Source organism: Pseudomonas sp. KCJK8993 (assembly GCF_046230915.1).
GTDB lineage: Bacteria > Pseudomonadota > Gammaproteobacteria > Pseudomonadales > Pseudomonadaceae > Aquipseudomonas > Aquipseudomonas piscis.
Genome location: NZ_JBJJLO010000036.1, coordinates 1 through 17,484, shown reverse-complemented (window position 1 = coordinate 17,484; position 17,484 = coordinate 1). Strand labels below are relative to the sequence as shown.

General features: G+C 60.8%; 15 protein-coding genes. 9 read left to right on the top strand and 6 right to left on the bottom strand.

Going from position 1 to position 17,484, the window contains the following annotated elements; translation table 11 throughout:
• Positions 1-121: 121 nt before the first annotated feature.
• The 5 genes from mnmE to rpmH form a co-directional block, all read right to left on the bottom strand.
• Complete coding sequence (gene mnmE, locus ACK6AU_RS13930; RefSeq protein ID WP_185696755.1) at positions 122-1,492, bottom strand: tRNA uridine-5-carboxymethylaminomethyl(34) synthesis GTPase MnmE; 1,371 nt, start codon at positions 1,490-1,492, stop codon at positions 122-124.
• 79 nt (positions 1,493-1,571) lie between these two features.
• On the bottom strand, positions 1,572-3,272 hold the full coding sequence (yidC, locus tag ACK6AU_RS13925; protein ID WP_409299632.1) for a membrane protein insertase YidC: 1,701 nt from the start codon (positions 3,270-3,272) through the stop codon (positions 1,572-1,574).
• A 2-nt stretch (positions 3,273-3,274) separates the two neighbouring features.
• A complete protein-coding gene (gene yidD / locus ACK6AU_RS13920) occupies positions 3,275-3,520 on the bottom strand; it encodes a membrane protein insertion efficiency factor YidD (RefSeq protein ID WP_083235628.1) in 246 nt (81 codons plus the stop codon).
• A complete protein-coding gene (rnpA, locus tag ACK6AU_RS13915; protein WP_409299643.1) occupies positions 3,513-3,914 on the bottom strand; it encodes a ribonuclease P protein component in 402 nt (133 codons plus the stop codon). Before rnpA ends, yidD begins: the two co-directional genes overlap by 8 nt.
• Before the next feature lie 16 nt (positions 3,915-3,930).
• On the bottom strand, positions 3,931-4,065 hold the full coding sequence (gene rpmH / locus ACK6AU_RS13910) for a 50S ribosomal protein L34 (protein ID WP_003213577.1): 135 nt from the start codon (positions 4,063-4,065) through the stop codon (positions 3,931-3,933).
• 567 nt (positions 4,066-4,632) lie between these two features.
• Here rpmH and dnaA point away from each other — a divergent pair.
• The 5 genes from dnaA (at position 4,633) to ACK6AU_RS13885 (ending at position 11,602) form a co-directional block, all read left to right on the top strand.
• Positions 4,633-6,174: a chromosomal replication initiator protein DnaA gene (gene dnaA / locus ACK6AU_RS13905; RefSeq protein ID WP_185696752.1), complete on the top strand. Its 1,542-nt coding sequence runs from the start codon at positions 4,633-4,635 to the stop codon at positions 6,172-6,174.
• 38 nt (positions 6,175-6,212) lie between these two features.
• A complete protein-coding gene (dnaN, locus tag ACK6AU_RS13900; RefSeq protein ID WP_185696751.1) occupies positions 6,213-7,316 on the top strand; it encodes a DNA polymerase III subunit beta in 1,104 nt (367 codons plus the stop codon).
• A 20-nt stretch (positions 7,317-7,336) separates the two neighbouring features.
• Positions 7,337-8,440 (top strand): DNA replication/repair protein RecF, encoded by a 1,104-nt coding sequence (gene recF / locus ACK6AU_RS13895; protein ID WP_022638828.1) that lies wholly within the window; start codon positions 7,337-7,339, stop codon positions 8,438-8,440.
• A 4-nt stretch (positions 8,441-8,444) separates the two neighbouring features.
• Positions 8,445-10,862, top strand: a complete 2,418-nt coding sequence (gyrB, locus tag ACK6AU_RS13890) for a DNA topoisomerase (ATP-hydrolyzing) subunit B (RefSeq protein WP_185696750.1) — start codon at positions 8,445-8,447, stop codon at positions 10,860-10,862.
• Positions 10,863-11,281: 419 nt separating this feature from the next.
• Positions 11,282-11,602 (top strand): hypothetical protein, encoded by a 321-nt coding sequence (locus ACK6AU_RS13885; RefSeq protein WP_185697249.1) that lies wholly within the window; start codon positions 11,282-11,284, stop codon positions 11,600-11,602.
• Positions 11,603-11,629: 27 nt separating this feature from the next.
• On the opposite strand, the gene ACK6AU_RS13880 is transcribed toward ACK6AU_RS13885, so the two are convergent.
• Positions 11,630-12,358 (bottom strand): response regulator transcription factor, encoded by a 729-nt coding sequence (locus ACK6AU_RS13880; RefSeq protein WP_185696749.1) that lies wholly within the window; start codon positions 12,356-12,358, stop codon positions 11,630-11,632.
• A gap of 219 nt (positions 12,359-12,577) precedes the next feature.
• Between ACK6AU_RS13880 and ACK6AU_RS13875 the strand changes: the two genes are divergently transcribed.
• The 4 genes from ACK6AU_RS13875 to ACK6AU_RS13860 all read left to right on the top strand — a co-directional run bounded on the left by ACK6AU_RS13875 (position 12,578) and on the right by ACK6AU_RS13860 (position 17,375).
• A complete protein-coding gene (locus tag ACK6AU_RS13875) occupies positions 12,578-12,856 on the top strand; it encodes a hypothetical protein (RefSeq protein WP_409299631.1) in 279 nt (92 codons plus the stop codon).
• 298 nt (positions 12,857-13,154) lie between these two features.
• Positions 13,155-13,844 carry an aquaporin Z gene (aqpZ, locus tag ACK6AU_RS13870; protein ID WP_409299630.1) on the top strand — a complete coding sequence of 230 codons (690 nt, stop codon included), beginning with the start codon at positions 13,155-13,157 and terminating at the stop codon, positions 13,842-13,844.
• 198 nt (positions 13,845-14,042) lie between these two features.
• Positions 14,043-15,038 carry a FecR domain-containing protein gene (locus tag ACK6AU_RS13865; protein WP_185696746.1) on the top strand — a complete coding sequence of 332 codons (996 nt, stop codon included), beginning with the start codon at positions 14,043-14,045 and terminating at the stop codon, positions 15,036-15,038.
• A gap of 18 nt (positions 15,039-15,056) precedes the next feature.
• Positions 15,057-17,375, top strand: a complete 2,319-nt coding sequence (locus tag ACK6AU_RS13860) for a CHASE2 domain-containing protein (protein ID WP_409299629.1) — start codon at positions 15,057-15,059, stop codon at positions 17,373-17,375.
• Positions 17,376-17,484 lie beyond the last annotated feature (109 nt).

Below are 17,484 nucleotides of genomic sequence, written 5' to 3'. Positions count from 1 at the left end.
CAAAACCGCTACTTGGACATAAAAACAGACGGCGTTCAGGGTGTTTCAGCGCAAGAAGCCTAGTATTCATGCGGGTTTCAAGGGTTTTAGTAGACCTTGATGGAGCCCGGTGGACGTCAGGTTATTTGCCGATACAGAAGCTGGAGAAGATCCGCCCCAGCAGATCATCGGAACTGAAAGCCCCGGTAATTTCCCCCAGGGACTGCTGGGCCTGGCGCAGATCCTCGGCCAGCAGTTCGCCGGCACCGGCCAGGGTCAGCTGGGCATGGCCATGCTCCAGCGCGGCACTGGCGTAGCGCAGGGCCTCGAGGTGTCGGCGGCGGGCACTGAAGCTGCTTTCCGACGTCTGTTCATAACCCATGCAAGCTTTCAGGTGTTCGCGCAACAACTCCAGGCCCGAGCCTGCGGCCTTTGCACTGAGGCTGATGGTGACATGACCGTCCTCGCAGGTTTCCAGGGCGATGGGTTCGCCGCTCAGGTCGGCCTTGTTGCGAATCAGGGTGACCTTGGCCGGATCCGGCCGCTGTTGCAGGAATTCGGGCCACAAGGCGAAAGGATCCGCGGCCTCGGCGGCAGTGGCATCCACAACCAGCAACACCCGATCCGCTTCACTGATGGCTTTGAGGGCTCGTTCGACACCGATCTTTTCCACCTGGTCCTCGGTATCCCGCAGTCCGGCAGTATCCACCACATGCAGTGGCATGCCATCGATGTGGATATGTTCGCGCAGGATGTCCCGGGTAGTGCCGGCGATATCGGTGACGATGGCTGCCTCGCGCCCGGCCAGGGCATTGAGCAGGCTGGATTTGCCGGCATTCGGACGACCGGCGATCACCACGGTCATGCCATCGCGCAGCAAGGCGCCCTGCCCAGCTTCACGCAGCACTGTGGATAACTCATCGCGCACCGCATCGAGCATGCTGAGGACATGACCATCGGCGAGGAAGTCGATTTCCTCCTCGGGAAAATCGATGGCGGCTTCGACATAGATGCGCAGGGCGATGAGTTGCTCGGTCAAGTTATGCACACGCTGGGAGAACGCCCCCTGCAACGAACGCAAGGCGTTGCGTGCAGCCTGTGCAGAACTGGCCTCGATCAGATCGGCGATCGCCTCGGCTTGGGCCAGGTCGAGCTTGTCGTTGAGAAAGGCGCGTTCGCTGAACTCCCCAGGCCTGGCCAGCCGGCAGCCCAGTTCCAGGCAACGTTGCAGGAGCATGTCGAGGACGATGGGGCCGCCATGGCCCTGCAGCTCCAGTACATCTTCACCAGTGAAGGAGTTCGGACCCGGGAAATACAGGGCGATACCCTCGTCCAGGACTTCACCTTGCTCGCCGAGAAAGGCTCCGTAATGGGCAAACCGCGGCTTGAGTTCACGGCCACTGACGGCCACGGCAGCCGTTGCCGCCAACGGCCCGGAGATCCGCACGATGCCCACGCCACCGCGTCCCTGGGCGGTGGCGATGGCGGCGATGGTTTCACGAGGGACATTCATAACCAGACATCCAGACAAAAGTGACAGATAGCAAAACGCCCCACTAGGGGGCGTCTTGTGTGGTTATCCACAGAGTAGGTCAGGCCGCTGCTTTCTTGGTAGCAGCTTCGATCCTACGGGTGATGTACCACTGTTGGGCGATCGACAGGCAGTTGTTCACTACCCAGTACAGCACCAGGCCAGCTGGGAACCACAGGAAGAAGAAGGTGAAGATGATCGGCATCATTTTCATCACCTTGGCCTGCATCGGGTCCGGAGGAGTCGGGTTCAGCTGCTGCTGGATGAACATGGTGGCGCCCATGATGATCGGCAGGATGAAGAACGGATCCTTGATCGACAGGTCGGTAATCCACAGCATGAACGGCGCCTGGCGCATTTCCACGCTTTCCAGGAGTACCCAGTACAGGGACAGGAAGACCGGCATCTGGACCAGGATCGGCAAGCAGCCGCCCAGCGGATTGATCTTCTCTTTCTTGTACAGCTCCATCATCGCCTGGGACATCTTCTGGCGATCGTCACCGAACTTCTCTTTCAGCGCGGCCAACTTCGGCGCTACTGCACGCATGCGCGCCATGGACTTGTAGCTGGCAGCCGACAGCGGGAAGAAGATGCCCTTGATCAGCATGGTCAGGAAGATGATCGACCAGCCCCAGTTACCCACCAGGCTGTGGATATGTTGCAGCAGCCAGAAGATCGGCTGGGCAATGAACCACAGGAAACCGTAGTCCACGGTCAGTTCCAGACCTGGGGACAACTCTTTCAGGACAGCTTGGCTCTTCGGACCGGCATACAGGATGGCGCTGGTTTCGAGCTTGGCACCAGGAGCTACGGTGATCGAAGGACCGGTGTAGCCAATGATGTAGTTGCCTTTGCTGTCCTTGCGCGCCAGTACCTGGTTGTTCTCGCCCTTTGGCGGAATCCAGGCGGTCACGAAGTAGTGCTGCAGCCAGGCTACCCAGCCACCTTGCACGCTTTCAGTGATTGGGGCCTTGGTCTTGTCCTCGTTCACCTTGTCCATGTCTTTCATGGACACCTTTTTATACGGCTCGGAACTTGTCCACAGGGCAGCGCCCAGGTAAGTCGCAGTGCCGGTGGCGGTGCTGGAGGATGGATCGGAACTGGCGTCGCGCTTGAGCTGGGCGAACATCGCACCAGTCCAGGGTTGTGCGCTTTCGTTGTCGATCAGGTAGGAAACGGTGATGTCGTACAGGCCGCGCTTGAGGGTGAAACGCTTGATGTAGTTGACGCCGTCCTTGCTGAACTTCAGGTCGACCACGAGTTGGTCCTGACCGTCAGCCAGTTGATAACTTTTCTTCTCCGAGGAGTAGATCGGCCGGCCAGCCGGGTTGGCGTCCGGGCCGTTGTTGCCGATCAGGCCGCTTTGGGCCAGATAGGTCCGCTCGTTGCCGTTGTCGAACAACTGGAAAGGAATTTCCGGATGGTCCTGGCGACGTGGGTACAGAGGCAGGCGCAGTTGGGCGATATCCCCACCTTGTGGATCGACGGCGAGGTCGAGCACATCCGTTTTGATCTGGATGAGATCTTTGCTGGCGGCCACTGGCACTTCGGCGGGGGCAGCGGTATCGCTGGTCGCACGCGGAATGTCGTCATTGGCGGCTGGAGTGCCGGTTGGCGTGTCCGGCAAGCCCGGGGTGGTCGTGCTGGAAGCAACATTCTGAGTCGGCAGGGCAGCCTGGCCATAATCCTGGTTCCATTTCAGAACCATGACATAGGACACGATTGCCAGGGCGACGATCAGGATCGTGCGTTTGATATCCATGATTACTCGGCCATCGAAGAAGAACGGGAGGTGGGGATAGGTGGAACCGGGTCATAGCCACCGGGATTCCATGGATGACAGCGACCTAAACGACGAAAGGTCAGCCAACCACCGCGCAGAAGGCCATGGGTTTCGATGGCTTCCAACGCGTAGCAGGAACAACTGGGGTGAAAACGACAGTGATCGGCCATCAGAGGACTAATGGCGTAGCGGTAAAACTGGATCGGAACGAGTGCCAGTTTACGCATCGGGACTGTCTACCCCTACAGTTTCGGATTTGGCTGCGGATGCCGGCTTGTTGCGGGCCAGGCGTTTCCAGAGTTTACCGAAATGCTGGATCAATTCAGGGTTTTCTACGTCGCCCAAACCTTTGCGCGCGACGATAACGATGTCCCACCCAACCAGTGAATCCTGGTGAAGACGGAACGATTCGCGCATTAGACGTTTGAGACGATTGCGTTCAACGGAGAGCTTCACGCTCTTCTTTCCGATCACGAGCCCCAGGCGGGGATGATCAAGATCGTTGTCGCGTGCAAGGAGCAGGAGATTCTTCCCCGGAACCTTGCCGGTAGGGGAGTCAAAGACTGCCTTGAAGTGTCGAGGAGTAAGCAGACGCTTTTCCCGACTGAAGTCCTGACTCACCTCCAGTGCCGGATTATCAAACTGCCAGACGCGCACGACCTTTGGCGCGACGACGCGACAGGACGGCACGACCGTTCTTGGTAGCCATGCGAGCACGGAAACCGTGGGTACGAGCGCGTTTGATAGTGCTTGGTTGGAAAGTACGTTTCATGTCGTGTTACCTGGTTCGTCCACAACGGGCCGGAATGGCCCCCGTTTTAAGAGATCGGCGATTCTAGAGAAAGCAAGCCTCTAGGTCAATTTCCAACCAAGGTTTCCTTTATCTATGTATGTCCGGATTTCGGGCTTGTGAACCGGGTTCAGCCAGATATAAAAATAGAGAAGGAAAGTATTTAAAGCTTTTCTGTAAAGCTTATAGAAGCTTAGCAAGGCTCCGTCTGTGGATAACTAGCTTCAGCCCTTCTATTTCGGTCTGTACAGAGGATAACAACACGGTTGAGAAACCGTGCTCTACCTGTGCTGCGAGGACGGAAAAGCTGTGTGCGGAAAGATTTGTTATCCACAGGTGATTTATCCACTGGGTTTGGCCCCGAGTTGTGCATAGATCTCAAGCGGGGTTATCCACAGAGCTTATGCACATACCGCTGGTCGTGTTTATTCGACTTAACGCATTGATTCTTAGTGCGCGAGAGGCACGCTACATGTGGATAAGTGGACGGCCGACCGTTACAATGGCCGCTTGTTTTTGCCTCACCGGCTTTCAACTCAGGGGATATCCGTGTCAGTGGAACTTTGGCAGCAGTGCGTGGAGCTTCTGCGTGATGAGCTGCCTGCCCAACAATTCAACACTTGGATCCGTCCGCTACAGGTCGAAGCCGAAGGCGACGAGTTGCGTGTCTACGCACCGAATCGTTTCGTTCTCGATTGGGTCAATGAAAAGTACCTGGGCCGTGTGCTCGAGTTGCTGGATGAACACGGCAACGGTATGGCGCCGGTTCTTTCCTTATTAATAGGCAGCAAGCGCAGCTCGGCGCCGCGCGCCGCGCCCAATGCGCCGTTGGCCGCAGCTGCCTCCCAGGCGTTGCAGGCAGCCGCTGCGGCCAAGGCAGCGGCGGAGCCTGTAGCGCCAGCTTCGGCGCCGGTTCCTGTCCCGGCCAAGCAGGCCGTCGAGCAGAAGGCCGAGCAAACCAGCGAAGAACCCTCTCGAGACAGCTTCGACCCCATGGCGGGGGCCAGTTCGCAACAGGCTCCGGTACGCACCGAACAGCGCACCGTCCAGGTGGAAGGTGCGCTCAAGCACACCAGCTACCTGAACCGCACCTTCACCTTCGAGAACTTCGTCGAGGGCAAGTCCAACCAACTGGCCCGTGCCGCGGCCTGGCAGGTAGCGGACAACCCCAAGCATGGCTACAACCCGCTCTTCCTTTACGGGGGCGTCGGCCTGGGTAAGACCCACTTGATGCATGCCGTGGGTAACCACCTGCTGAAGAAGAACCCGAATGCCAAGGTCGTGTACCTGCATTCCGAGCGCTTCGTGGCGGATATGGTCAAGGCGTTGCAGCTCAACGCCATCAACGAATTCAAGCGCTTCTACCGTTCGGTGGACGCACTGCTGATCGACGATATCCAGTTCTTCGCGCGTAAAGAGCGTTCCCAGGAAGAGTTCTTCCACACTTTCAACGCCCTCCTCGAAGGCGGCCAACAGGTGATTCTCACCAGCGACCGTTATCCGAAGGAGATCGAGGGCCTGGAAGAGCGTCTCAAGTCCCGCTTCGGCTGGGGCCTGACGGTGGCAGTAGAACCGCCGGAACTGGAAACCCGGGTGGCGATCCTGATGAAGAAGGCCGACCAGGCCAAGGTCGAGTTGCCTCACGATGCGGCGTTCTTCATCGCCCAGCGGATCCGCTCCAACGTCCGCGAATTGGAAGGCGCGCTCAAGCGGGTGATTGCCCACTCGCACTTCATGGGTCGCGACATCACCATCGAGCTGATTCGCGAATCCCTGAAGGACCTGCTGGCGTTGCAGGACAAGCTGGTGTCTGTGGATAACATCCAGCGCACCGTCGCCGAGTACTACAAGATCAAGATTTCCGACCTGCTGTCCAAGCGGCGTTCGCGCTCTGTCGCCCGCCCACGCCAGGTGGCCATGGCCTTGTCCAAGGAATTGACCAACCACAGCCTGCCGGAAATCGGCGATGTGTTCGGCGGCCGCGACCACACCACGGTCCTGCACGCCTGCCGCAAGATCAATGAACTTAAGGAATCCGACGCGGACATCCGCGAGGACTACAAGAACCTGCTGCGTACCCTGACCACTTGATGATTCCAACGCAGCTTATTAAGGCAAGGGACTAGACCATGCATTTCACCATTCAACGCGAAGCCCTGTTGAAACCCCTGCAACTGGTCGCCGGCGTCGTCGAACGCCGCCAGACCTTGCCGGTGCTTTCCAACGTGCTGCTGGTTGTCGAGGGCCAGCAGTTGTCGCTGACCGGTACCGACCTGGAAGTCGAACTGGTCGGTCGCGTGCAACTTGAAGAACCAGCCGAGCAAGGGGAAATCACTGTTCCCGCGCGCAAGCTGATGGACATCTGCAAGAGCCTGCCCAACGACGCCCTGATCGACATCAAGGTCGACGAGCAGAAGCTGGTGGTGAAGGCCGGCCGTAGCCGCTTCACCCTATCGACCCTGCCGGCCAACGACTTCCCTACCGTGGAAGAAGGCCCAGGCTCCCTGACCTGCCAGCTGGAGCAGAGCAAGCTGCGCCGACTGATCGAACGCACCAGCTTCGCCATGGCCCAGCAGGACGTGCGCTACTACCTCAACGGCATGTTGCTGGAAGTCTCCGCCGGCATCATCCGCGCCGTGGCCACCGATGGCCATCGCCTGGCCATGTGCTCGATGCAAGCCGACATCGGCCAGCAAGATCGTCACCAGGTAATCGTGCCGCGCAAAGGCATCCTCGAACTGGCCCGCCTGCTCACCGAGCCGGATGGCAACGTCAGTATCGTCCTGGGCCAGCACCACATCCGCGCCACCACCGGTGAGTTCACCTTCACCTCCAAGCTGGTGGACGGCAAGTTCCCGGACTACGAGCGTGTACTGCCAAAAGGCGGCGACAAGCTGGTACTGGGCGACCGCCAGGTCCTGCGCGAGGCCTTCAGCCGTACCGCGATCCTGTCCAACGAGAAGTACCGCGGTATCCGCCTGCAGTTGGCCAACGGCCAACTGAAGATCCAGGCCAACAACCCGGAGCAGGAAGAAGCGGAAGAAGAAGTGGGCGTGGAGTACAACGGCGGTTCACTGGAGATCGGCTTCAACGTCAGCTACCTGCTGGATGTGCTGGGCGTGATGACCACAGAGCAGGTTCGCCTGATCCTGTCCGACTCCAATAGCAGTGCGCTGTTGCAAGAGTCCGACAACGACGACTCGGCTTACGTTGTCATGCCGATGCGCCTGTAAACATGCTCAGCAGAAGCTAGATGTCCCTCAGTCGCGTCTCGGTCACCGCGGTGCGCAATCTGCACCCGGTGACCTTCTCCCCCTCCCCCCGCATCAACCTCCTCTACGGCGCCAACGGCAGTGGCAAGACCAGCGTGCTGGAAGCCATCCACCTGCTGGGGCTCGCCCGCTCGTTTCGCAGTGCGCGCCTGTTGCCGGTCATCCAGTACGAGCAGCTGGCGTGTACGGTGTTCGGCCAGGTCGAGCTGTCGGAGGGCGGCCATAGCAACCTGGGGATATCCCGTGACCGCCAGGGGGAGTTCCAGATCCGTATCGACGGCCAGAATGCCCGCAGCGCGGCGCAGCTGGCGGAAATCCTGCCGCTGCAGTTGATCAACCCCGACAGCTTCCGCTTGCTGGAAGGGGCGCCGAAGATCCGCCGACAGTTCCTGGATTGGGGAGTGTTCCATGTGGAACCTCGCTTCATGTCCACCTGGCAGCGCTTGCAGAAGGCCCTGCGGCAGCGGAACTCATGGCTGCGGCATGGTACACTTGACGCCGCTTCGCAAGCGGCCTGGGACCGGGAACTGTGCCAGGCCAGCGCTGAAATCGATGAATACCGCCGCGCCTATATCAAAGCCTTGAAACCAGTCTTTGAGCGGACCTTGAGCGAACTGCTGGAGCTCGAGGGCCTGACGCTTAGCTATTACCGTGGCTGGGACAAGGACCGCGAGCTGAGTGAAGTCCTCGCGACAGCCCTGCACCGTGATCAGCAAATGGGCCATACCCAGGCTGGCCCGCAACGCGCTGATTTGCGCTTGCGCCTAGGCGGACATAACGCCGCGGACATCTTGTCCCGGGGCCAGCAGAAGCTGGTGGTCTGCGCCTTGCGTATCGCCCAGGGGCACCTGGTCAGCCAGGCCCGCCGCGGTCAGTGTATTTATCTGGTGGACGACTTGCCGTCCGAGTTGGACGAGCAGCACCGCCGCGCACTTTGCCGCTTGTTGGAAGACTTACGCTGCCAGGTGTTCATCACCTGTGTAGACCACGAATTATTGAGGGAAGGCTGGCAGACGGAAACGCCAGTTGCTTTGTTCCACGTGGAACAAGGCCGTATCACCCAGACCCACGACCATCGGGAGTGAAGGCATGAGCGAAGAAAATACGTACGACTCGAACAGCATCAAGGTGCTGAAAGGTTTGGATGCCGTACGCAAACGTCCCGGTATGTACATTGGCGACACCGATGACGGTAGCGGTCTGCACCACATGGTGTTCGAGGTGGTCGACAACTCGATCGACGAAGCTTTGGCCGGCCATTGCGACGACATCAGCGTCATCATCCACCCGGACGAATCCATCACCGTACGCGACAACGGTCGCGGTATCCCGGTGGATGTGCACAAGGAAGAAGGCGTTTCCGCAGCCGAGGTCATCATGACCGTACTGCACGCCGGCGGTAAGTTCGACGACAACTCCTACAAGGTTTCCGGCGGCCTGCACGGCGTGGGGGTGTCGGTGGTGAACGCCTTGTCCGAGGAACTGGTGCTTACCGTTCGTCGTAGCGGCAAGATCTGGGAACAGACCTATGTCCATGGCGTACCCCAGGAGCGGATGAAGATCGTTGGCGACAGCGAGACCACCGGTACCCAGATCCACTTCAAGCCTTCGGCCGAGACCTTCAAGAACATCCACTTCAGCTGGGATGTCCTGGCCAAGCGGATCCGCGAACTGTCTTTCCTCAACTCCGGCGTCGGCATCGTCCTCAAGGACGAGCGCACCGGCAAGGAAGAGCTGTTCAAGTACGAGGGTGGCCTGCGTGCCTTCGTCGAATACCTGAACACCAACAAGACTGCGGTGAACCAGGTGTTCCACTTCAACGTCCAACGTGACGATGGCATTGGCGTGGAAGTCGCCCTGCAGTGGAACGACAGCTTCAACGAAAGCCTGCTGTGCTTCACCAACAACATTCCCCAGCGTGACGGCGGTACCCACCTGGTGGGCTTCCGTTCGGCCCTGACCCGTAACCTGAACAACTACATCGAGCAGGAAGGCCTGGCCAAGAAGCACAAGGTCGCCACCACCGGTGACGACGCCCGTGAAGGCCTGACCGCGATCATCTCGGTGAAGGTGCCGGATCCGAAGTTCAGCTCCCAGACCAAGGACAAGCTGGTGTCTTCCGAAGTGAAGACCGCGGTCGAGCAGGAGATGGGCAAGTACTTCTCCGATTTCCTGCTGGAAAACCCCAACGAAGCCAAGCTGGTGGTCGGCAAGATGATCGACGCCGCCCGGGCTCGTGAAGCTGCGCGCAAGGCTCGTGAAATGACCCGCCGCAAAGGCGCCCTGGATATCGCCGGCCTGCCAGGCAAGCTGGCTGACTGCCAGGAGAAGGATCCAGCGCTGTCCGAACTCTACCTGGTGGAGGGTGACTCCGCGGGCGGTTCTGCCAAGCAGGGCCGTAACCGCAAGACCCAGGCGATCCTGCCGCTCAAGGGCAAGATCCTCAACGTCGAGAAGGCCCGCTTCGACAAGATGATCTCTTCCCAGGAGGTCGGCACCCTGATCACCGCCCTGGGCTGTGGCATCGGCCGCGAAGAGTACAACATCGACAAGCTGCGCTATCACAACATCATCATCATGACCGATGCTGACGTCGACGGTTCGCACATCCGTACCCTGCTGCTGACCTTCTTCTTCCGCCAGCTGCCGGAGCTGATCGAGCGCGGCTACATCTATATCGCCCAGCCTCCGCTGTACAAGGTCAAGAAAGGCAAGCAAGAGCAATACATCAAAGACGACGACGCCATGGAAGACTACATGACCCAGTCGGCTCTGGAAGATGCCAGCCTGCACTTGAACGAAGACGCCCCAGGCATCTCCGGCGAAGCCCTGGAGCGCCTGGTCAATGACTTCCGCATGGTGATGAAGACCCTCAAGCGCCTGTCGCGCCTGTACCCACAGGAGCTGACCGAGCACTTCATCTACCTGCCACCGGTGAGCCTGGAGCAACTGTCCGACCACGCCGCCATGCAGGAATGGCTGGCCAAGTACGACGCCCGCCTGCGCAGTTCCGAGAAGTCGGGCCTGGTCTACAAGGCCAGCCTGCGCGAAGACCGCGAGCGTAATGTCTGGCTGCCAGAGGTCGAGCTGATTTCCCACGGCCTGTCGAGCTACGTCACCTTCAACCGCGACTTCTTCGGCAGCAACGACTACAAGACCGTCGTATCCCTTGGCGCTCAGCTGAGCACCCTGCTGGATGAAGGCGCCTACGTGCAACGTGGCGAGCGCAAGAAGCCAGTGACCGAGTTCAAGGAAGCCCTGGACTGGCTGATGGCCGAAAGCACCAAGCGCCACACCATCCAGCGATACAAAGGTCTGGGCGAGATGAACCCTGACCAGCTGTGGGAAACCACCATGGACCCGACCATGCGCCGCATGCTCAAGGTCACTGTGGAAGATGCCATCGCCGCCGACCAGATCTTCAACACCCTGATGGGTGATGCGGTCGAACCTCGTCGCGACTTCATCGAAAGCAACGCCCTGGCAGTGTCCAACCTGGACTTCTGATCAGGGGACACAGCTGAAAATAAAAAGGCCGACGCTTGCGTTGGCCTTTTTTATTGGCAAATTGTTCAATCCCTCATCCATTCATCCGGCCCGGGCTGGCATGGCTGGGCGCATGGCAGGTCATGGATAAGCTGCGCGGCAATGCGGACTGGGTGCAGGCGGCAGAGCAGGTAGTCGAGTTCAAGGACCCAGGCCTGGGCAGCAGCGCCGATTATGATCTGCGCCTGACCTTCGAGAGCGACCAGGCGCTCTGGATGGAGCTGCTGTTCCGAACCGCGGCATGCACGAGTGCCTGGATCGGGCACTGCGGGGGCACCGTTTCAGGTGTTTCGAGGACGGTGACAGCGACGACGCGGTTGCACTCGAACAGGTCTTTGCGCTGGGCAGGACCTCCCTGTTTCCCCTTGATGGCTGGGCCAATGAACGAAAGACAGCAGCTGATCTGTGAACGCTACGACCTCGCCCCCCAGGCGCCGGAGCCGATGATTGCACTGGCCACCGGCTCCCTTGCGCACTCGCCCATCTATGGCACAAGGATCGAGTTGCCAGAGAACGGTACGGTCAGTTGGTTTATCCATTGCGGCGAACATTCCACCGCTGTGGATTTCTACCAACCCTTGTGCGCCGAGCACTTGGCCGAGTTGTTGCCGGAGGTGATCGATTATCTGTATCTGCCGAGCGGGACGTGTTTCATCATCGACCGCGCCGGTTACGAAGATGTCTGGCAGGACCCGGAATGATATCGAGCCGCTTATGGCGGCACGCAGTCAGTTGTCCTGCTCGCCAGGGGACGTGACGCTTTCCAGGCGGTAGCCATAACCGTAGATGGTCAACAACTGCCAGCCCCGCTCCGCAGTCAGCCCCAGCTTGTTACGCAGCCGGTAGATGTGGGTATCCAGGGGCCTGGAGGAAAGAATTTCCTCATGGGTCCAGAACCGCTCGTACAAGTATTCTCGGGACAACGGCCGGCCCAGGTTGGCGAACAGGCAACGGGCCAGGCGGTACTCGCGTTCGGTCAGGCTGATGGGCGCGCCGGCGCGGGTCACCGTCAGCTCGGCGTCGTCGAATGAAAGGTCGTTGAAGTTCAGCACTTCCTCGCTGTTGCTGCGCTGCAGGCCATGACGGCGCAGCACCGCGTTGACCCGGGCCTTGAGCTCGTTGGGACGGAAGGGCTTGCTCAGGTAGTCGTCGGCGCCGGTGTTGAGGGCCTGGACGATATCGCTCTCGGCATCACGGCTGGTGAGCATGATGGCGGCCGGTGGCGAGTCCATGTGCTCCCGGGTCCAGCGCAAGAGCGACAGGCCGCTGAGGTCCGGTACTTGCCAGTCGAGGATCATCAGGTCGAAGGTTTCCCGCCGTAGCTGGCGCAGCAGGTCTTCGCCGCGTTCGAAACGGTGCAGGGTCCAGGGTTGTTCGCCTGGCCCGGGGATATCTCGCAGTGTCTGTTCCACCCGCGCCAGTTCTGCGGGTTCGTCATCCAGTATCGCGACACGCATGCGAGGCAGGTCCTTAGGGGGGTGAATGCGGTCCGAGGCATGCCTCGGGCTGGGGGAAGTTTAGGCGCCGGGGGCGAATCTGAACAATTGTGGCGAATTGCTCTCGGGGCGCTGCTCCCTCGGTACGCTGATATCAAATAGCCGGTAGCTGTTGGGAGCATCCTCAGCGCCGAACTCCTGGAAGGACGATACCGGCTCGAACGAGCAAGGAAAAGGGCAATGGGCAACATGTCGGGGATGATGGATATGGGGTGGAAAAAAATCTCCAGAGGCGCGGATCTGGCGAAGTTCGTCACCCTGTCTCTTGCTGCGTTCTTGGGGGGCGAAGCTTTTTCTACCGCTACCGTCGTTCCGTCGACCCCGCACTACGACCTTCCGGTGCAGCGTTATTTCAGTCCCTCGGTGGATCAGGTCGGCTTCAGTGATTCACCGGGCTTCGCCCCCGCGACCATTGCGCCGTCGGTGGTGTACCAGGACCAGCAACGGTGGGTGTTCTAGCCATGGGCCCGAACATTCTGAAGAAATATTGCAAAGCGACACCAGGCTGCGTCCTACCGGTAAATTCGCACTCGCTGAGTGGCACACGGGGGCAATCGGAAGTGCTCCGACACAAGGAGTGTCATCCGCCGGTTTGGCGGCTGCGGACCGAAGCTCGCTTCGATTCACCGTACAGGGGAAAACAGGGAGTGCCTCCTCAGGACGTAATACTCGACACAAGGATGTGTCTCCCTCCTGCGCTGTTTGTCGGCGATCTCACCACTCTCCCTCTCATTTCGAACATCTGTGAAGGCCTCTGATGAAAACACTCGGCGCGGAATTCTTTGGTACGTTCTGGTTGGTGCTGGGCGGTTGCGGCAGTGCCGTACTGGCTGCCGGCGTTCCACAATTGGGCATTGGCTACCTGGGCGTCGCCCTGGCCTTTGGCCTCAGCGTCTTGACCATGGCCTATGCCGTGGGGCCGATTTCCGGCGCGCACTTCAACCCGGCGGTGTCGCTGGGCCTGTGGTTAGGCGGACGTTTCCCGGGTAACCGCCTGTTGCCGTACATCGTCGCCCAGGTGCTCGGTGGCCTGGCAGCCGGTGCGGTATTGTTCCTGATCGCCTCGGGCAAGGCCGGTTTCGACGCTTCGGCCGGTTTTGCCGCCAACGGCTATGGCGAGCACTCGCCAGGCGGTTACTCGATGCTCGCGGCCCTGCTGTGTGAAGTGGTGCTGACGGCGATGTTCCTGCTGGTCATCCTGGGCGCCACCTCCAAGCGTGCCGCTCCCGGTTTCGCCCCGATCGCCATTGGCCTGACCCTGACGTTGATCCACTTGATCAGCATTCCGGTCACCAATACTTCGGTCAACCCAGCCCGCAGTACCGCAGTAGCATTTTTTGCCGGCGAGTGGGCTGTATCCCAACTCTGGCTGTTCTGGATCGCTCCGCTGCTGGGTGCGAGCCTGGGAGCCCTGGCCTATCGTCTGATCGCTACTGGCCGGGACTGACCCGTAGCGCCGGAGGGCCCCAGGCCCGACCGGTGACCCAAGGCTAGGCACGCACAACCGCTCTTGAGCGGTTGTGCCGTTCCAACAGGGATGAAAGGCTATGGACCGGTTTCGGTCGAGAGCTATGGCCAGCACGCCAACAATCTAGTTCTAATGTCACGGACTTCAGCAGAGCGCGACCACGGATCCGATGATTTCATGACGTACTTACCTATTCGCCACCGGGCCATGTTCGTCCCGCTCCTGTTCGGCGTGGTGCTGGCCTTGTCCGACTCGATGGCCAATGCCGCCGTTTCTCCAGCCAAGCGCCTGCCCTATATCGACGATAACCAGCAGTGCCGTGGCCAACCGTTGCCGGCGACGGTCGAGCACCTGACCGGCGAAGCCTGGAAGCTGGACGCCAAGGGCCGCGAGACCGCCCTGGAAGAAGGCATGGATATCGACGAGAAGGAAAGCGTGAAGACTTCGCCCTCGGCGTTCGTCAGCCTGTCCCTGGGCGATGGCTCGCGGGTGGTGTTGCCCTCCAGCTCCCAGGTCACCCTGCGGTTGAACGAGCAGTACGGCATTCCCCAGCTGGTATTGGAGCAGGGCCAGATCGAGTCCTACGTGATCAAGCGCAACAGCGATCACGACCGTTTCCAGATCGTGACCCCGGTGGGAGTGCTGGGTGTACGCGGAACCCACTTCCGCGTGCGCAACGATGACCAGCAATCGCTGGTGGAGGTGCTCAATGGCCAGGTGGCGGTGAACCGGGACGAGGACGCCATTACCCCGCCCTCCCCTCGTTCGCGCAAGCGGGTTGTGGATAAACCGGCCGGTCCGCAGCCGGCAGAAGTGCAGGTGATGGCGCGCCAGGGCATGCGGGTGCGCAAGGAGGGCGAGCTCAAGCCGGTGCAATTGCTGGCCGCGCCCCGGCTGCTGGGGCAGGCTGGGCAAACCGGTGCCCTACCCGCCTGGCAGCTGATCCTCGAGCCATTGCCCGGTGCCCGGCGCTATCGGGCCCAGGTGGCTACCGACAAGGATTTCCTGAACATCAAGCAGGAACAGTTCTCCAGTACCCCGCAAGTCAACTTCACTGGGTTGCAGGCGTTTTTCTATCATGTACGCCTTTCGGCATTCGACGAGCATGGCCTGGAAGGAGAAACCGGGGTCTATGACATTTTCTATTACCCCAGGAACAGCCGTGTCCAGTAACCCGCCAACGGGTTGCCGATGAGCCTGTGGAGCCGTCGTCGCGACGGTCGTGAACTGTCCCTGGCCCAGCAGCTGTTCCATCGCCTGGTGCGCGAGTGGCTGTGGGTCAGCCTGCTCTTGTTGCCGCTGACGGCGGCACTGTCCCTGAGCCATGGGCTGGCGCTGAGCAACCTGTTCTATGACCAGCTGCGCCGCTTTACCCCGCTGTCGGTGGATTCGCGGATCCTCTTGGTCACCATCGACGACTACAGCCTCCAGCAGTTGGGGCGCTGGCCCTGGCCACGGGCGATCCACGGCCAGTTGCTCGATCGGCTGACGACGGCCGGAGCCAAGGGCGTGCTGTTCGACGTGATTCTCAGCGAACCTGGCAGTACCGTGGAAAACGATACTCGCCTGGCCGCGGCCCTGTGCCGTGCCGGCAACGTGTTCCTGCCGGTACTGCGCGAAGGCGTGGCCCGTTATGACCAGGACCTGGGCGAGCTGCTGCCGGTGACGCCGTTGCGCAACTGCGCCCGTGGCCTGGGCCATATCAACGCCGAGGCCGACCCCGACGGTACGGTGCGCAGCGTCTACCTGCGCGAAGGGCCGCAACAGGCGCCCCGGGCGCAACTGACCTGGCTGATGTACCAGCTCACCGAAGCCGACACGCTGGTGCCACGGATGCCGGGCAGCGGCGAGCCGGAGCTGACCCGGGGCTGGTTGCGGGCCAACCCGGTGCGCATCCCTTTCATCGCCAAGGCTGCGGGGTTTCCCAGCGTGCCCTACGTCAGCGTTCTGCGCGGTGAAGTCCCGCCGGAGCTGCTGCGGGATCGGCTGATCCTGGTGGGGTCCACGGCCCCGGGCCTGGGGGATCGCTACGTGACCGCGCAATCCGGCAGCCAGGGCACCACCCCGGGCGTCGAGATCCAGGCCAACCTGCTCAACGGCTTGTTGCAGCACCGTACCGTGGTGGCGCTGGGGCAGTGGTCGGGGGTGGCGCTGTCGGTGATCCTGACTGCCGCCTTGCTCGGCCTGCTGCTCTGGCGACCGCGTCATGCCCTGTGGATAACCCTGGGCTGCATGGGCCTGGCGTTGCTGGGCTCGGTATCGATGTTGCGCCTGGGCTACTGGTGGTCGCCGGTGGCCAGCTTGCTGGGCATGTTGCTGGCGTACCTGATCTGGAACTGGCGGCGCCTGCAGGTCATCTTGAGTTACTTCGGCTGGGAGCTGCAGCGCCTGGACAGCGAACCCAAGGTGTTGCCCGAACGCCGGCGCCCCCAGGAACCGGTGGGCGATGTGCTGCAAGGCCAGATCGTCGCCCTGGAGCAGGCCCTGGGCCGGACCCGGGACACCCGGCGCTTTATCGCCGACGGCCTGGAATGCCTGCCGGTGGCGACCCTGATCAGCGATCCGGAGGGGCGGATCCTGCTGGCCAACCGCAATGCCCGGGAAGTCTTCGCGCATTCACTGGTGGGGCATTCGCTGTTGGAACAACTAGCGGCCCTGGGGTATCCGGGGCTGGCCGAGCCGGCGCAGTATCCCGGCCTGGGGCAATTGCCCAGCGTGGAATTCCGCGATATCCAGCAACGCAGCCTGCGGGTGGAACTGGCGCCGTTGCTGCCGGTGGACAGCGAGACGCCGCTTGGCTGGCTGCTGAGCCTGACCGACCTGAGCGTCGAGCGCGATGCCGAACAGCAGCGCGGGGTGCTGCTGCGGTTCCTGTCCCATGACCTGCGTGCGCCCCACTCGGCGATCCTCGCCTTGCTGGATGTGCAGCAGCGCCAGCCGTCGCTGCCCAAGCAGGTCTACGGCCAGATCGAGCAGCAGGTGCGTCGGGCCCTGACCCTGACCGAGGCTTTCGTGCAGTTGGCCAAGGCCGAGTCGGAGGTCTATCAGTTCGAGCCGAGCATGTTCGCCATGCTGGTGCTGGATGCCTTCGACCAGGCCAATACCCTGGCCCAGCTCAAGCACATCCAACTGCGTCATAGCCTGGACGAGCAGGCCGAGAGCCTGGTGCTGGCGGACCAGTCGCTGTTGACCCGGGCGTTGTTCAACTTGCTGGAGAACGCCATCAAGTACAGCCCGGAAGGCTCCACCGTGAGCGTCGCGGTCAGTTGCGCCGAAGGCTGGCTGCGTTGTGAAGTCCGCGATGAAGGCCAGGGCATCGCTGCCGCGGACTTGCCCCAGTTGTTCGGCCAGTACCAGCGCTTTGCCTCGGCCCGGGGCATCGATGGGCTGGGCCTGGGGTTGTCGATGGTCAAGGCGGTGATGGACCGCCATCAGGGGCGCATCAACTGCCAAAGCGTGGTGGGCCAAGGCTCTTGCTTCATCCTCGAGCTGCCTCTGCTGGAGGAATAGCACCGGAGGAAATAACGAGGCGAAAAAACCGGCACAAAGGCCGGTTTTTTTCTTTAGGCGTAAAACTTATGCACCTTTTTCCATATTTTATGAGCTTCTGAAATATGTA

Bases quoted from the DNA above. Each gene is read 5' to 3' on its own strand.
- mnmE (WP_185696755.1), bottom strand. From the start codon at position 1,492: ATGAATGTCCCTCGTGAAACCATCGCCGCCATCGCCACCGCCCAGGGA.
- yidC (WP_409299632.1), bottom strand. From the start codon at position 3,272: ATGGATATCAAACGCACGATCCTGATCGTCGCCCTGGCAATCGTGTCC.
- yidD (WP_083235628.1), bottom strand. From the start codon at position 3,520: ATGCGTAAACTGGCACTCGTTCCGATCCAGTTTTACCGCTACGCCATT.
- rpmH (WP_003213577.1), bottom strand. From the start codon at position 4,065: ATGAAACGTACTTTCCAACCAAGCACTATCAAACGCGCTCGTACCCAC.
- dnaN (WP_185696751.1), top strand. From the start codon at position 6,213: ATGCATTTCACCATTCAACGCGAAGCCCTGTTGAAACCCCTGCAACTG.
- recF (WP_022638828.1), top strand. From the start codon at position 7,337: ATGTCCCTCAGTCGCGTCTCGGTCACCGCGGTGCGCAATCTGCACCCG.
- gyrB (WP_185696750.1), top strand. From the start codon at position 8,445: ATGAGCGAAGAAAATACGTACGACTCGAACAGCATCAAGGTGCTGAAA.
- ACK6AU_RS13885 (WP_185697249.1), top strand. From the start codon at position 11,282: ATGAACGAAAGACAGCAGCTGATCTGTGAACGCTACGACCTCGCCCCC.
- ACK6AU_RS13880 (WP_185696749.1), bottom strand. From the start codon at position 12,358: ATGCGTGTCGCGATACTGGATGACGAACCCGCAGAACTGGCGCGGGTG.
- ACK6AU_RS13875 (WP_409299631.1), top strand. From the start codon at position 12,578: ATGGGCAACATGTCGGGGATGATGGATATGGGGTGGAAAAAAATCTCC.
- aqpZ (WP_409299630.1), top strand. From the start codon at position 13,155: ATGAAAACACTCGGCGCGGAATTCTTTGGTACGTTCTGGTTGGTGCTG.
- ACK6AU_RS13865 (WP_185696746.1), top strand. From the start codon at position 14,043: ATGACGTACTTACCTATTCGCCACCGGGCCATGTTCGTCCCGCTCCTG.
- ACK6AU_RS13860 (WP_409299629.1), top strand. From the start codon at position 15,057: ATGAGCCTGTGGAGCCGTCGTCGCGACGGTCGTGAACTGTCCCTGGCC.